The 15,177-nt window shown below is 58.4% G+C and carries 16 protein-coding genes; 4 read left to right on the forward strand and 12 right to left on the reverse strand.

Translation table 11 applies throughout. The features are described from left to right. Positions 1-270: 270 nt before the first annotated feature. On the reverse strand, positions 271-696 hold the full coding sequence (locus tag GWR55_RS03340) for a DoxX family protein (RefSeq protein WP_162400993.1): 426 nt from the start codon (positions 694-696) through the stop codon (positions 271-273). A 62-nt stretch (positions 697-758) separates the two neighbouring features. Further along, positions 759-1,646 carry an alpha/beta hydrolase gene (locus GWR55_RS03345; RefSeq protein WP_162400994.1) on the reverse strand — a complete coding sequence of 296 codons (888 nt, stop codon included), beginning with the start codon at positions 1,644-1,646 and terminating at the stop codon, positions 759-761. A gap of 79 nt (positions 1,647-1,725) precedes the next feature. Here GWR55_RS03345 and GWR55_RS03350 point away from each other — a divergent pair, with 79 nt between their 5' ends. Both GWR55_RS03350 and gpmI read left to right on the forward strand, forming a co-directional pair. After that, positions 1,726-2,037 (forward strand): Rieske 2Fe-2S domain-containing protein, encoded by a 312-nt coding sequence (locus GWR55_RS03350; RefSeq protein WP_162400995.1) that lies wholly within the window; start codon positions 1,726-1,728, stop codon positions 2,035-2,037. Positions 2,038-2,105: 68 nt separating this feature from the next. Beyond that, positions 2,106-3,725, forward strand: a complete 1,620-nt coding sequence (gpmI, locus tag GWR55_RS03355; RefSeq protein ID WP_162400996.1) for a 2,3-bisphosphoglycerate-independent phosphoglycerate mutase — start codon at positions 2,106-2,108, stop codon at positions 3,723-3,725. 136 nt (positions 3,726-3,861) lie between these two features. Here gpmI and GWR55_RS03360 read toward each other — a convergent pair whose 3' ends face one another. Genes GWR55_RS03360 through GWR55_RS03380 form a run of 5 tightly spaced genes read right to left on the reverse strand, consistent with a single transcriptional unit; the run spans position 3,862 to position 8,385 of the window. Then, positions 3,862-4,881 carry a metallophosphoesterase gene (locus tag GWR55_RS03360; protein WP_162400997.1) on the reverse strand — a complete coding sequence of 340 codons (1,020 nt, stop codon included), beginning with the start codon at positions 4,879-4,881 and terminating at the stop codon, positions 3,862-3,864. 44 nt (positions 4,882-4,925) lie between these two features. Further along, positions 4,926-5,504 (reverse strand): recombination mediator RecR, encoded by a 579-nt coding sequence (gene recR, locus GWR55_RS03365; RefSeq protein ID WP_162403738.1) that lies wholly within the window; start codon positions 5,502-5,504, stop codon positions 4,926-4,928. 20 nt (positions 5,505-5,524) lie between these two features. Beyond that, on the reverse strand, positions 5,525-5,848 hold the full coding sequence (locus GWR55_RS03370) for a YbaB/EbfC family nucleoid-associated protein (protein ID WP_162400998.1): 324 nt from the start codon (positions 5,846-5,848) through the stop codon (positions 5,525-5,527). A 30-nt stretch (positions 5,849-5,878) separates the two neighbouring features. Then, positions 5,879-7,882, reverse strand: coding sequence for a DNA polymerase III subunit gamma/tau (dnaX, locus tag GWR55_RS03375; protein WP_162400999.1), 2,004 nt, complete (start codon positions 7,880-7,882; stop codon positions 5,879-5,881). 53 nt (positions 7,883-7,935) lie between these two features. Beyond that, entirely contained in the window at positions 7,936-8,385 is a 450-nt protein-coding gene (locus GWR55_RS03380) for an SET domain-containing protein (protein WP_162401000.1), read from the reverse strand. Positions 8,386-8,538: 153 nt separating this feature from the next. Between GWR55_RS03380 and GWR55_RS03385 the strand changes: the two genes are divergently transcribed. Continuing rightward, entirely contained in the window at positions 8,539-9,303 is a 765-nt protein-coding gene (locus GWR55_RS03385; RefSeq protein ID WP_162401001.1) for a M48 family metallopeptidase, read from the forward strand. An 8-nt stretch (positions 9,304-9,311) separates the two neighbouring features. On the opposite strand, the gene flgL is transcribed toward GWR55_RS03385, so the two are convergent. From flgL to flgM, 3 genes are all read right to left on the reverse strand, one after another. Next, entirely contained in the window at positions 9,312-10,211 is a 900-nt protein-coding gene (flgL, locus tag GWR55_RS03390; protein ID WP_162401002.1) for a flagellar hook-associated protein FlgL, read from the reverse strand. Positions 10,212-10,547: 336 nt separating this feature from the next. Further along, complete coding sequence (gene flgK / locus GWR55_RS03395) at positions 10,548-11,954, reverse strand: flagellar hook-associated protein FlgK (RefSeq protein ID WP_162401003.1); 1,407 nt, start codon at positions 11,952-11,954, stop codon at positions 10,548-10,550. Between the two features lie 225 nt (positions 11,955-12,179). Further along, positions 12,180-12,479, reverse strand: coding sequence for a flagellar biosynthesis anti-sigma factor FlgM (gene flgM / locus GWR55_RS03400; protein ID WP_162401004.1), 300 nt, complete (start codon positions 12,477-12,479; stop codon positions 12,180-12,182). Positions 12,480-12,814: 335 nt separating this feature from the next. Between flgM and GWR55_RS03405 the strand changes: the two genes are divergently transcribed. Beyond that, the gene (locus GWR55_RS03405) at positions 12,815-13,567 is read left to right on the forward strand and encodes a hypothetical protein (protein WP_162401005.1); all 753 of its coding nucleotides are present in this window, start codon (positions 12,815-12,817) and stop codon (positions 13,565-13,567) included. Between the two features lie 48 nt (positions 13,568-13,615). Here the strand turns inward: GWR55_RS03405 and yihA are convergent, their stop codons facing one another. Both yihA and GWR55_RS03415 read right to left on the reverse strand, forming a co-directional pair. Further along, the gene (gene yihA / locus GWR55_RS03410; RefSeq protein WP_162401006.1) at positions 13,616-14,227 is read right to left on the reverse strand and encodes a ribosome biogenesis GTP-binding protein YihA/YsxC; all 612 of its coding nucleotides are present in this window, start codon (positions 14,225-14,227) and stop codon (positions 13,616-13,618) included. A gap of 89 nt (positions 14,228-14,316) precedes the next feature. Next, positions 14,317-15,078 (reverse strand): hypothetical protein, encoded by a 762-nt coding sequence (locus tag GWR55_RS03415; RefSeq protein WP_162401007.1) that lies wholly within the window; start codon positions 15,076-15,078, stop codon positions 14,317-14,319. Positions 15,079-15,177 lie beyond the last annotated feature (99 nt).

Below are 15,177 nucleotides of genomic sequence, written 5' to 3' on the forward strand. Positions count from 1 at the left end.
AACAAATAGGTTCTTCGATTTGAAGTGTTCTGCATGACCAGGAAATTCTATTTTTAGAATTTTTATGTTGTGAATATTCAAAAAAGTGGAAAATCCACACAACTTTTCCTGGTAGCCGGCGTCTTATTGGGTATAACAACAAGCGCTGAGGTTAGCAGTTCCCACAGCCTCAGTCTCACCCAGCCGCAATACCAGTGCCCACCCATTTTGAGGCCTCCAGAGTACCGGAGGCCTTCTCGCCATTTAACTGAATCCATTGGAGAAAACCGCTCAGGCAAAACCGATCTTGCGGTCCAGGGAATAGACTCCCGAGCCATAAAAGGCGAGCATCAGGGCAATTCCCATCAGGGCCAGGGAGTACTCCGATCCAGCATAACCATGATGGCGGGTCACCATCACGACAGCGACCAGCATGTTGATGCTGATCATCATGGCTGCAAACCGGGTAAACAACCCCGTCAGGATAAGAGCACCGCCTACGAACTCCGTCAGTGCCGAGACAACACCCATCCAATATGGAAGACCAAGCGATGCGACGAACCGGCTGTGTCGTTCCATGGCCGCAAAGGTGTTTCCGCCATGGAAGCCGCCTGCGGGAAATACCTTGCTATAGCCGTGAAAGAGCATTGCGGCGCCCAGGATAAGTCGCAGAAAAAAGGCGCCCCAGGGCTGTAAGTTATCCAATGTCTTAGACATATCGTCCTTCAGGTTCGAGAGGGATAGCTTGAGGCTAGCTTAAACCTGCCCGGATCAGTCGCTCATTTCGACGCCGGTGTCACGGAAGATACCGGCAAAGCCTCCTTGAGAAATCGGGAGACTCCATCGGAGAAGGACTCTCCGGAACTCGTCTTCAACGTCAGTATCGACTTGGGCGCGGTAGCCACCCGGAATGCCTCCGGCTCCTCTGCGCCCTCGCGGAAGAGCAGTAACTTGGGACGCTGCAGCTTCGACAAGGTATCGCGTAGTGGAAAGTCCTCATGAAACAGCAGGCTGAAAGGGAGAAATCGGAATCGGGAGTCTCTTCCGATGACATCGCGCAGATCCGTATAAGGGGATTCCAGGATGATCGCTGGAATTTCTCCATGCTCCCCCGCGAGGCTCGCCGCCAGCGAAGCTCCGACTCCAACTCCGTATGGAATAATCCTGTTCGCCGGGATGTGCCGCGTGGTGGTGAGATATGCCCAGGCTTCCCGGGAGTCCTGCCGCATTCTCTTCTCAGTGGGATGTCCATCCCCGCTTCTGCCATAGCCACGATAGTCGAAGGTAAAGACGTTGACCCCAATTTCCCTGAGAGAAGTCTGAGTTGCAGAGAAAGCCGCCGTAGTACTGTCGCCTCCCGGAAGGAAGAGGACCGTAAGCTGGTTGTAGCGATTGGAGGAAGTAGCCGGGAGCCACTCGCCGGCCAGTCGCGGCTGCCCCGTGGCTTCAGAGGAAAACCGGACCAGTCCCTCCGGCGCAGGGGTGGTCGTGCGAACCGGATGAAGCACCAGCTGCCACTGTCCCACGTAGAACAGCAGACAAAGTGTCACATAGGTGCACAACAGGGCGCTGACAACGACGATTGCGACTGCTTTCAGGAGCCAGCGTCCATCAACCACTTCAGGCGGCTGGGTTCTTGACGAAGGTCTTCGGGACGGACGATGCATCGGAGAAATTAATTACGACTTTAGCACCTCAACGTTCTGCGAATCGAACCGGTAGCATGAAGAAGACAGAGGAGGTTGAGTGGCGAAGTGGGTTAAGTTATGCAGCCTGGCCGAAGCTCCGGCGCCGGGAAACGTAATAGAGGCTGAAGTGGAAGGCATCGCCGTATGTCTCGCGAACGTCGGCGGAGATCTCTTCGCGCTCGACAACTGGTGCCCGCATCGCCGTGGTCCGCTGGGGCAGGGATGGATCGAGAGAGATTGCGTCGTCTGCCCCTGGCACTCCTGGACCTTTCATGTGAAGACCGGAGAGGCTGAGTTCCCCCCGAACGAGCGTGTCGATGTGATTCCTCTGAGAGTGGAAGGCGATGACGTCCTGATCGATATCGAATAGCCCGTTGGACGGATTCTTTTCGGACTTCCTACCTCTGTCGCCAACTCTTGTTATCCTTTCACTCAGCAATGGCTAACAAACCTCTCGTACTGACTATTCTCGATGGCTGGGGCTATCGCCCTGACACGCATGGCAACGCCATCGCCCTGGCTCGCAAACCAAACTACGATCGTCTTCTCGATCAGTTTCCCAATACGCTAATTCATGCCAGCGATCACTTTGTCGGGCTTCCCGACGGCCAGATGGGGAACTCCGAAGTAGGTCATTTGAACCTCGGCGCCGGACGCGTCGTCCGCATGGATATCAGCAGGATCGACGAAGCAATTGCCGATGGCAGCTTCTTCCAGGACCCTACACTGATCAAGGCCGTCGAGCTTGCCGCGAAGGAAAACCGCGCTCTTCATCTCCTTGGTCTTGTCTCTGATGGTGGTGTGCACTCCCAGCAGAGGCATCTATATGCTCTTCTGCGGTTGGCGGCAAAGCACAGGCTGACGCGTGTCTTCGTGCATGCCTTCATGGATGGCCGGGATACCATGCCCACCAGCGGCCTCGGTTACCTCGAGGGGCTGGAGCAGCAGATTCGCGAAATTGGCGTAGGACAAATCGCCTCTGTCTCCGGTCGTTACTATGCGATGGATCGCGATCTTCGCTGGGAAAAGGAGCGTCAGGCCTTCGATGCCATGGTCACCGGCCATCCTCAGGGAGGCGCTTATCCCGACCCGCTGGCGCGCGTTCGTGAGCTCTATCACAACGAAATTACTGACGAGTTCATCCCTCCGTTTACTGTTGTCGACCAGCACGGCGCACCTGTCGGCCTCATCCGTTCCAATGACGTCTGTATCTGTTTCAACTATCGCGCGGACCGCGTACGTCAGATCACCCGCGTCCTCGGCCGTAACTGCGATCTTCCTGGTGGCCTTACGGTCAGCAATGCGAACGATCTGCCGAGTGCAGCAGAACTTGATCTGGAGATTCCGCGGCCCGAAGCGCCTCAGAATATTCATTATGTCTGCATGACGCAGTACGACAAAAACTTCAAAGTGCCTGTCGTCATTCCGCCGGAGTCGATGGAAAATCTGCTCGCCCACGTCATGGCCGACGCTAATCTCCGCAACCTGCGCGTAGCGGAGACAGAAAAGTATGCGCATGTCACCTACTTCTTCAACGGCGGCATCGAAAAGCCGTTCCCCGGCGAAGACCGCGTCTTGATCCCTTCGCAGAAGGTGGCGACCTACGATCTCGCTCCCGAGATGTCAGCAGCGGGAATCGCAGACGCAGTCATCAAGGCTGTAAATGACACTGCCTTCGACGTCATCATCGTCAACTTCGCCAATGCCGACATGGTAGGGCATTCGGGCAAGATTGAGCCGACTGTCCGCGCAGTGGAGACAGTGGATGTGCAGCTGGGCCGAATCTATCAGGCCGTCAAACAGCGCTGCGGCGCCCTCCTTGTCACCGCCGATCACGGCAACGCCGAGCTTTTGATCGATCCCATAACCGGCGGCCCACATACCGCTCACACTACCAATCCGGTGCCGTTCATCCTGGTCGCGGACGAGTGCGACGCAAGCCATCACGAGATCCTCCGCCCCGGCGGCAGCCTGCGCGACATCTCGCCGACGATCCTCAAACTGCTCGGCCTGAGGAAGCCGACGGAAATGACCGGTGCAAGTTTGCAGAATGTCTAATCTTCTCGCATACATCGCCTCGTGAAGGTCGTTCGATACATCTCGGAGTGTCATCCTGAACGAAGTCGAAGGGAAGGATCTGCTGTCCCGGATGGTGGCTGAGTCAGCAGACTCAGATCGAGTGCATTGCTCGCGATCAGGCCACGATGCCCTGGAGAATGTCGACCTTTCCATCCGGCGTCTTGGTAAACCCATGGATCACGCGGCCTGTCTGATCCATGTGCAGAAGAGTCAACTTGTCCTCTGCAACTTGAAGATGGCTGAATCCATATACTTTCGCCGCATATGGACCGCGCTGGGCCTCTTCAATCTTCAGGGTGTACAGGTCTGCGCCTCCTCCTCCGGACAGCACGAATGAAGTCGGATGTCCTTCAAATTCAAGGTGCTGCATGTCATGGTCGTGCCCGGCGAGATACAGATGCGCCTTGTGCTCCCGGAGTAGCGGATCCCAGTCTGCGATCAGAACCTTGTGGTCGCCATGCGGTCCATTGGAGTAGATCGGATGATGCGCTATGACGATGAGATATGGTGTTTTTCTCGGCTTCTCCAGCTCCGCCTTCAGCCAGCGAAGCTGCTCAGCCTGCTCTTCAGGAGTCAGGGTAAAATTCACGCTGTTCGCCTGCGGCGCCTTGGCATGAGGCACGTTGCTGTCAAGCGCAATCACCGTGACCAGCGGGTCTTTCGAAGGAAACTCGAAGCTGTACCAGCGTGCAGGCATCTTCCAGCGTGTGCCTCCGCGCTTCGCGTAGGCCAGCTCGGCATCCACCTTGCTCATCGGCATTCGCTGGTAGTCATGGTTTCCAAGCACGGCATACGCCGGGCAATCGAAGATCGACCCCGGGTAAAGATCTTCGAAGTGTGTCTTCCACCGTGGAGAGTCGACGCCTCCGGTGAGGTCTCCATACCAGTTATCGCCCAGCATCAGCAGGGCATCCGCTTTGATCGCGTGCTGCTTCACATAGGAGCGCATGCCCTCCGCCACGGCCTCCTGTCCGGCAGGCCGCTCGTATCCCCAGTCCCCGATCATCAGCCAGTTGAAAGATGCATTGCCATTCGCAAAGTTCTTTGCGAGGGAGGGAAGCGATCCAAGTCCCGCCAGGGCGCTAAAGGCAAAACTCTGACGAAGAAATCCGCGGCGACTGATCGATGTGTTCATGATGCTTTTATATCTGTGGGATGTGAACACTGCTTAAAGAAGATCTAGAACTCGCGGCGGCCTTCCAGAGCGCGCGACATCGTGACCTCGTCCGCGTACTCGATATCGCTGCCTGCGGGAACTCCGGTAGCGATACGCGTCACCCTGATCTGTGGCTCAGCACGACGGATCTCCTCAGCCAGATAACGCGCCGTAGCTTCTCCCTCCGTGGTGGGAGAGGTCGCAAGGATAACCTCATCCAGGCCGGGAAGCCGCGTCATCAGGTTGGCGATACGAAGCTGCTCAGGCCCCACGCCCCCGATGGGAGAGAGCGTACCGTGCAGTACGTGATAGACGCCGGCGAAGCTCCGCGTCTTTTCGATGATCGCGATATTGGTCGGCTCTTCCACCACGCACACTAGCCGTTGATTGCGTACCGCGTTTGTGCAGTAGGAACACGGATCGACATCAGTGATGTTGTTGCAGGTAGAGCAGAGCAGCAGCCGAGCCTTAAGCTCGCGAATAGCGTCCGATAGCCTTGCCGCATCTTCAGGGGACGAGCGCAGCACATGAAAGGCCAGCCGTTGAGCGCTCTTGGTGCCGATGCCAGGCAGCTTGCGCAACTCATCGATCAGCCGCGTCATCGGTTCGGCGAATCGCGACACTAGGTAAGCCCCGGCAGGTTCAGGCCGCCCATCATGCTGGCGACGCTCGACTTCATCGCGTCATCTGCCCGCCTTCCTGCTTCGTTGATCGCAGCGGTAATCAGGTCCTCCAACAGCTCAATGTCGCTGGTGGAGCTGCCGATGACGGTGGGATCGATCTTCAGCCGCAGAACTTCCTTCTTGCCATTCATCGTCACGGTGACGATCCCGCCGCCGCTCGAGGCCTCAACGGTCGTCTCCGCAAGTTTGCGCTCCATCTGCTCCTGCATCTGGCGCGCCTGCCCCATCATCTCCTTCATCTTTGCAAGATCGGAAAAATCCATGTCTTGAGCCCTTCTCTCGTCCTAAGAGGTTCAGTCGTTGTCCCTGAGGTCGATCACGTTGCGAATCTCGGCATTGAACAGTCGCTGCGCCTGCTGGACCACGGGATGCTCCAGCGCCTTGGCCTGCACACTGCCGCTCTTCGCCGCGCGAGGTTTCTTGGCGGCAGACGTGCCACCGGAACCCGGCAACAGCGACAGCTTCAGTTGTCCGGCCCCGGCGCTTCGCAGCGCAGCACGAACGATCTTCTCCGCCTCAGGATTGACGACCATCGGCAGCATCGTCTTCGAAAGCTCCGTCTGTACCTGGATCTCATCCCCGACGATCTTCCACTCCGCGTCCGCCAAAGCGTCCGCCGCAGACCCCTGGCTTTTTGCCTCGGAGAGCGCCTCGATCGCAAGCCGCTGGAGCTCGTCCGTGTCCTGACCGGACGAAGCAGAGGCTGCCAGATCGACAACAGCAGGCGGAGCCGCCTCCGGTTCCAAAACTTCTTTCGGTACCGCTCCGATGCCCAACAGGTCCGCCGCGACCTCAACCGCGGTAATCTCTTCCACCGGGTCCACTGCGGCTACGGTAACTGCCGGCGCAGGCAGGGAAGGCAGTTCCGGCTGCACCAGAACCTCCGGCTCAGCGACAGCTGCGGAGGCAGTTTCGGCAGGCTTTACAGGTGTTGCAACAGGCTGCTCGAAGCTCTTGCGGCCTTGGTCAGCGGCAAAAGGCGAAAACGCTGGCCTCGCAGGCGCAGGAGGTGCAACAGGCCGAGCCGTCGGAGGCGCGACTCGTGCGACTGGAGTCGAAGAACTTACAGGGGATGCAGTGGATCGAGGCCGGGCAGCAGCCGGGGCTCCGCCGCCGCCCGAGACAGGGAAGCGGCTCAGGATCTCTTCCACTGGAAGCAACCGCTGCAGATGAACGAGTTTCAGCAGACCAAGCTCAAAGTGAAATCGTTGCTCCTGCCTGTAACCCAGCTCGTCGAACGTGCGCAGCATCACCTGCAGAAAGCGCGTAAGCTCCTCTTCGGTGAACAGTGCCGCCGAGCGTGCAGCGCGCCGCTGCTCGTCTGTCGAGATCTGCAACAGCTCAGTCTCCGGATTGTCTTCCGTAGCTCCCGCAATCTTTGCGACCACACAATTGCGCAGGTAACGCACAAACTGCCGAGCCAGCTGCGCCGGACTGTTGCCCGCATCCAGCAGCTCGTTGGCCGTCGTCATCACCTCGGCGCTTCGATTCTCATGGACTGCTTGAAGGATGCGCTCAAAGACGCTGTTCGCCACCGTCCCCATCAGCTCGCGAATCTGCATGACATCGAGCCGGGGTCGCCCGTCTTCTACGGGAGCGCTGGCGATCGCCTGGTCCATGATCGAAAGCGCATCGCGCATCGAGCCATCGCCCGCCTCCGCCAGGAGAGCCAGCGCGGCACCGTCCGCGTCGACGCCTTCCTTCTCCGCAATGACGCGAATCTCCGCCAGAATGTCGACCAGCTTTACCGCATGAAAGCTGAAGTGCTGGCAGCGCGAACGCACCGTCTGCGGAATATCCTCCGGCTGCGTCGTCGCCATCATAAAGACGATGTGGTCCGGCGGTTCCTCCAGAGTCTTTAGCAGGGCATTGAAGGCCGCATCGGTGATCTGGTGCGCCTCGTCGAGAATGTAGATCTTGTAGCGGTCCCGCGCCGGCCTATACCGCGCCGCATCTCTCAGTTCACGAATCTCGTCGATGCCACGGTTGGTTGCAGCGTCGATCTCGATCACATCGACCGCATTTCCCGCCCGAATCTCAACGCACGAATCGCATACCTCGCACGGCTCTGCCGTCGGCCGCTCCGGGCTGCCAATCGCATTGCGGCAGTTCAGCGCCATCGCCAGAATACGGGCGATCGTCGTCTTGCCGATGCCTCTGTGACCGCTGAAGATGTAGCCGTGGGCAATGCGTCCCTGCGTGAGCGCATTCATCAGCGTCACGGTGACGTGGTCTTGCCCCGCAACATCGGCAAAGCGCTGGGGACGGTACTTTCTCGCTAAAACCTGGTATGCCATAACACCCGAGGCGGCGACTGCCGCATCTCGTTATTGTAGCGTCCGGATCGGAATCAGGCCTTCAGGGCACGCCGGGCCTTCCGCTCCCGGCGCTTTACCTCATCTTCGCTGAACATCGTCCCCCGGCATCCGGCCGACCCGCAGTAGCAATCTGCATCGTCATCGTCGCTGTCGTGCAGGTTGTACTCGTAGGTCAGCTCTTCTCCGGGTTCGATATCGCGTATGGCGATAATCCATATCTCGTCGTCAATGTGCTCGGTCTCGCAGTTCGGATCGCACGAATGATTGATAAACATCGCCGTTCCAAATCCGTCGATGACACCTCCATCGCTGGTGCTGAACAGATACGTGATAAAGCGGTCCTTGTACCGCTCGTCGGCTTCGCGCTTGCTGAAGCGGGGACCGTCATACTGGATGACCTTTGTTCCTTTGCGGATGCGTCGCGTGGTATAACAGCCGGCGGCGTGGATAGACGAGGAGCGGATCATCAGACCAGGGATCATCGAAAACTCATTCTTTATTCAGGGATTCCGCGGCACACTTCAGGTGCATCGGAATCCTTCCGTCTGCATCTCAAACGTGCCGGGCAAGCTGACTATAACAAAGTCGCGCACCCAGACGTCAAACCCGCAGAACGAGTAGTCTAAACACAGAGGATGAGTCGTACTTTCACCTACGCTCTCGCGCTTGTCATGGCCTTCACGGTGCCTCTGTGCGCCCAGACGAAGACACCGGCGCCGCCTCCTCCATGCCCCCAGTCGCCAGCGCCATCACAAGGCAAGTCTCAGTCTCCCTGTACGCCGGTCGCCGACAAGCCAGCCCCCGACAAGAAAGATCCCGACAAATCAGATCCTTCCGCCGCCGAACAGTTCCCGTTCCCCGGCGAACAAACTCCCTCCAAATCGCAGTCGCAACCGGAAACACCCACGCCCTCCGGCAAGCCTCCCTCTGCTGCCGACAAGTTCCCATTTCCTACAGCGCCGGCTCCGCCCATGCCCGGAGCCGAGTCCGACAGCTCAAGCAGCAGTAGTTCGAGCAGCTCCAGCTCTGACGATCCCGCTGACGCACCCTCCGCCGATAATCCAGGGGGCGACACTGGCGAAACGCCACATCCCACCGCGCGTCGCCGTCTTCCGAAGGTCCAAAACCTGCAGACCAACGAAGAGCGGGCCGACGAAGACCTGAAGGTCGCCAAGTTCTACGCCGATGCAGGCGAGTTAAACGCCGCCTACCTTCGCGTTCGGGACGCGGTAAAGTACCTTCCATCCGATCCGGACACCCACTTCGCTCTTGCCTATGTCGCCCAGAAACTGAAAAAGCGGGAGGAGGCCATTGCAGAGTACAACAACTATCTGCGACTGGCCCCCGACGGAGAGAGAATCAAGGACGCCCGCAAGGCTTTGAACGAGCTGCAGCGTTAAGCCCGGCATTATTGAAGATGACGGAACAGATCGTCCTGCTGGAGGGTGGTTATCACGCTCAGCAGCGCCTGGTATTGCGTCTGATTGGCCTTCAGGTCGGTCGCCACCTTCGCCGGGTCGGACGAAACCATCTGTCCTTGCTGGACCTTGATCTGCGCCTCCTGGGTCTGTGCATACGTGCTGGTGGACTCGACCGTACTCAAGGAGCTGTTCAAAAAACTCCGTTGCGTTGACAGGTTGCCAAGAGCATTGGTCAACGCGGAGCTGTCAGCCGAGATAATTGCGGTCGGAGCCCCGCTGGTCAGGTCCGCCACCAGCTGATTCAGCACACCCAGCATGCTCGTGCTGCCTGAACCGAAGACGGTCGATCCAGGCAGGCTTGTCTGTATCTTCTGCCCGCCTGGTGTGACAATCGTCTGCACATTGCTATCGCCGTTGTAGGCCGCGACCGCAGGCGTGCTCGTTGTATCCAGAGTGAAGGGTGCAGTGTCTCCCTTGCTCCCTGAAAACAGGTAGCTGCCCTGATAGCTTGTGTTTGCCAGCGCCAGTACGTTGTCCCTGATCGCTGCGACCTGCTGAGCGATTGTCTGCAAGTTGGCACCGTTCAGCGTACCGTTGGCTGCTCCTACTGCAAGCGAGATCGCCGACGTAACCTGCGATACCACCTCGCCAAGCGTAGAATCCATCATCTGCAGCCGCGAAGATACGCTCGACGCCGTCTGCACATACGTGTCGATGGCCGAGATCTGCCCATCCAGCCGCAGGCTCTGTGTCGCCGCGGCAGGATCGTCGGAGAGTTGCCCAACGCGCAGCCCGCTCGAAAGCTCGGCCGCAAGATCGTTTGAGTTCTTCATCGCATTGTTCAGTGAAAGCACAACCGTATTGAAGTAGGTTGGATCGGCTCGCATCGTCTTGTGTCCTCTTTTTTCTTTGGCACGGACTAGGCTTCAATGCCATAAACAGGTGTCATTCTGAGCGACGTTTGGTGCATTCTTCGCACTAAACGAAGTCGAAGGATCTGAGGCTTGCCAATCAGGCGCTTCCACTTGCCCTCAGGCCCCACGAGACCGGGTGCCCCATCTTCGCGAAGCTAAGGTGGGTTTGCAGGATTTCCCGGAAGACATTTCATACCCCAGAACAGTAGAGAGTGTCATCCTGAGCGAAGCGGCAAAGCCGCGCAGTCGAAAGGATCTGCGGTTTGCCCGAGCTGCACGATCTTACGTTTGCCCAAAAATAATTGCACATTACGAGACCGCCGTAGTCACGCCAAGATTCAGCGCGCTCGCCATCATCTCATCGGTAATCGAGAAGAGTTTAGCCGCAGCCTCATACGCCCGCTGATACTGCGTCAGGTTCGCCGCCTCTTCATCCAGCGAGACTGCCGACAGCGCATTCCTCTGACTTCTCAACTGGGACAGCGTGGTCTGTTGAGTGGTGTTGTCCGAGGCTGCCGAGGCCGCCGCATTGCCAATCTGCCCCAGCAGACCGGTCAGAAAATCCAGTGGAGTTGACCCCGCGACACTTGCGCTGCTGCCGAGTCCAGCCAGCAATTGTGCGTTCCCCGTACCGGTCGCCCCCTCGCCTACCGCCGCCGCTGCAATCGATTGCGGATCGGTTGTAGCCATGCCAATCAAAGCCGCAGCTCCAGCCGCGCTGGATGGAAGCTGAAAGATGGCCTGACCAGGATTGTCGTTGCCGTCCAGCCCCAGGGAATTGGTCTGGTTGACTTGCGTCGCCACGTCGAAGGCCAATTCGTCCAGAGCATTCTGGTACTGCGGCAACAACTGATCCCGGGCCTGCAAGGCTCCGCCAATCGCTCCGCCGGTCAAATCTGCAGTGACATCCGTTGCAGGTATTCCCGCCACAATGTCGGTCTTTCCTCCCACGACCGACTTGCTCATCGCGTAAGCCTGGGACCCGCTGACCAGTACAGCTCCGTTGGTCGTGGTCAGGGTAATCTGGTTGTCCTCGTTCGTAATCTGATCGAGTCCGACGTACTGCGAAAGCTGCGCGATTGCCTGTTGCCTCTGGTCTTCGAGCACGCCGGCATCCGTATTCGGGCTCGTGCTTGAGATTTTCTGGTTCAGCGTAGCGATCGTGGACAGAAGACCATTCACCGTATCCACATAGCCCGATACCTGCCTGTCCAGGTCGGTCGATATGCCTGCCATCTGGTTGGCGGTCGAGTTGAAGGCCCCTACAAGATTGGTTGCCGCCGAGATCACCTTCTGCCGTGTCGATGAATCCGATGGATTCGCTGTCAGCGACGAGAGCGCGTTATAGAAGTTGCTCAGCGCCGTACCCAGCGCGGTCGAACTGGCCGAGCTGGAACTTGAGCTCAACGCAAAGATGCTCTGCACCTGGTTGAGGGCGTCCTCCAGCGTCTGGCTCTGCGATTGAACCTGGATCTGCTGTTGCAGGCGCTGCTCAAGAATTCGATCGCGCTGCGATACCGCCGCTCCTGCGCTGGCGCCCGTCCCCAGGGTAAGGTTCCCAATGGTAACGCTGTCGTTCTCGGTCCACGTCGCAACCTCGCGTGTATACCCGGGAGTGTTCTGATTGGCCACGTTGTTCGATGTGATATTCAGCGCTGTCTGGTTGGCCGTCAAGGCCTGCTGGGCCAGCGCCAGTGCAGAGTTTAACGTTCCCATCGGTCCTGTTCCTCTCGTCTTGGCGGTGCACTGCGTTTCTGTCTTCTGACTCCCGTATGCGTCGTAATACTGCAGAAGGCCGACTGGCGGTCGCCAGAGCGCACCCCGCTGCATCAGCAGCATCAATCGTTCTTTCAGCGTGAGTGGCCGCTCACGTTCGCGGCGAGAAATTCGACTCCAGCGTGCTCTCCAGAATCCAGCCCATACATCGATCTCCCTCGCTTCTTAGCTCAGAAGAGAGTCGATCATCTTGCCCGCAACGTCCGACGCTGAGACGTTGTAACTTCCCTCGGCGATCGCCTTCTGCAGCGCCTCGACCTTCGCTGTCCGTACATCGGGCGTCGACAGTGCGCGCGCCACCAGCTCGCCTGTCGAGCTAAGCTTCGCCTCATCCTGCGCGCCCGTGGCGGCAGGCTTATGTTCCGTTGCTGGTGAGCGGCCGCTCTGCTGCGTTTGCGAGGCAGAGGCAGGTGCAACTGCGGGGAACACCTGTTTCCAATTCCCGATTCCGTTCGTGTAGCTCATCGAATCTCCTCCGGTACAGGAGCTTCATCGGCAGCGCGCGGTCAAACTTTAGTACCGTGACCCATGAAAATCGTAACTACAGACAGGGTTCCTTTGTGTATCCCCTGTACGTATCGGCATATTGTCTTGAATTGAGAAAATACCATCCCGCCCGGAGGCGAAGCCAAAGTGGAGAGACCTGCTTTTCTGCCCTCCTGGTACAGGCATTCCGGCGGGGAAGACGTATTCGTTTCAGATCGGGCAAGCCCGGGAAACGAATACGTCGAAATGCCGCAGAGGATCGCCTGTCCGTAGATACGGCTTGAGTTAGATACACTGCGATACCATCAACTCGAATGACCTCTCATCCCTCTGGCGAATCCCTTCAGGCCAGCGCCCTGCGAGCCTGTACCACGCTCCTCCAGCTTCGCTCCGACTGGGGAGGAGCCTTTGTCCTCTCTCTCGGACTCTCATCCGCCGGAACCGCACTTCCCATCGCCTCCAACATCGCTGGAGCAGTCTCTCTCTCTATTGACCGCAATCCCGATCACATTCGCGATGTCGTTCGGTCCGGCGCAGTCGACTTTGTCGTCCATTCCCTCGATGAAGCTATTCGCGCCATGAAGAACGAGGTTCGCAAGCGTTCCCCCCTCTCTGTCGCCCTGAACGCATCTCCGATCGAAACCCTCGACGAAATCCTCGCAAGAGGACTCGCACCGCAGCTGTTCTCCAGCTTTCTCGCTCCCGAAGCGAAGATCATGAGCGCTGCAGAGCAGTTTCACTCCCTCGGGGCCGAACTGGTGGACTTTGTGCACGACTCAGCGAATCCACCTCACACCGGGTTCCGGCAGGAGGCATCGATCCTCAAGCCCCTGCTCGCCAGCCGCTCATGGACGATGCGAACCTTTTTCTTTCAGTCTGCGGCGCAGCTCCGCCGCTTCGATACCGTCGCTCTCACGGTGCTTCCGCCGGAGGATCGCCTGCGACGTCGCTGGATCGAGGCGGCTTCTCGGGTCCTCCAGCGTGAGCGGCCCCCGCAACGATGCCTCTGGCTCTCCCCGCAGGAGGAGGAAAAGCTGTCTGCAGGGCTGTCAAGCATCGGATGCTAAGCCAGGCAAACAGAGGAGATTCGAATTGCCGTTCCGTTGAGGGGAGGGTCACTCCGCTGCAGACTGAATGCGCTCCCACAACGCAGGAATCCCGGCGCCCGTCTTCGATGAGACGGGAAGAATCTCCTCGATCTCATGCTCACGCTTCAGCGCCGCCAGGTTTTTCATGAGGACATTCTTCGAAATCCGGTCTGCCTTGGTTCCGACAACGACGAACGGTCGCTGGACCTGCTTCAGATAGGTGATCAGCTGTTGATCGCTTGTCTGCGGAGGAATGTTGGTATCGATCAGACAGATGCACAGCGCCAGCGTCTCACGCTCGCCCAGGTATGGCTCGATGAACTTCGGCCATTCGGCGGAGATTGACTTTGAGATCTTCGCGTACCCATATCCGGGCAGGTCCGCGAAGATGATCGACGGAACCGCCTTCTGCTTTCCTCCTGCCACTTCGTGGAGCGCAAAGAAGTTAATCGCCCGTGTTCGTCCCGGAGTGGATGAGACGCGCGCCTCCTTCGAGCCGAGCAACGCATTTATGAGCGAAGATTTTCCCACATTCGAGCGCCCGAGAAACGCAACCTCCGGCCGTCCGTGGGTCTTTGGCTCGGCAGGAAAATGAGCCGCATCGGTAGCGGATAACAGAAAGACAGGGTTCAAACGCATAGATATTCAGTCTACTGGCTGTAAGAAGGGGAAAAGCGAAGAGGCGTCCCCTTCGGACGCCTCTTCGCTGATTCAAAGTTCTCGCGACCTTATTTACTCACCGTAAGCGCAGACTGCAGAGTGAACGTTACGACGGACTCTGCCGGGATGACGATGTCCTTGTTACCGGTCAGACCCGCGCCTGCGGTGCCTGCTCCTGCACCAGCCAGACCACCGATCAGAGCACCCTTGCCGCCACCGGCCAGACCACCAATCAGCGCACCTACGCCTGCGCCGCCGCCGATGATTCCAGCGGTCCTCTTGCCCTTGCCTTTTTCCTGACGAAGATAAGAGCTGCTTGTCACTTCATGCCCGCCGATCGAACTCAGCTGGATCGCCAGATCGCCCTCGCCCTTAAATCTGCCACGGCCTTTCGCGGCGACAACGGTTCCTTCTACCTGGGTCCCCCTGGGGAACACAACCTTGCCGGAGGAAGTGCTCAAGGCAGAGGACAGTTCGCCGCTGAACGAATCGCCTACGTTGTTCGCCTTGGCGCTGATGGTCTGAGACATAACAACCGGAACACGTGTCCCGCTTGGAACCGTCAGCCTTACGGGTTCTGGCGCAGGCGCCGGAGCAGCTTCGCGACGTGCCGGTGCCGGAGCGGGTGTTGGAGCCGCCGCAGCTGCTGCCGGAGAAGCGGGGGCCGTAGCCGGAGTAGCTGCAGGAGCCGCCGGCGGGGGTGCAGCGGGAGCTGCCTGGGAGCTTGCTTCATTCGCCGGAGCTGCTGGCGTCGAGCTCTTGCATCCTCCCACTATAAAGAGAGTCGTCAGAGCGAACGTTGTTGCCAGATTTCGGGTTATAGCGTGCATGCATTCATCTCCCTGAGGTTCGAAATCACCGAAGCCAATATACTCTCGATAGAGTATAAGCGGCGTGACGAAAGTTGTATGTAACTCGTTTTACAACTA

The organism is Edaphobacter sp. 12200R-103, assembly GCF_010093025.1.
In the GTDB taxonomy this organism is placed as follows: domain Bacteria; phylum Acidobacteriota; class Terriglobia; order Terriglobales; family Acidobacteriaceae; genus Edaphobacter.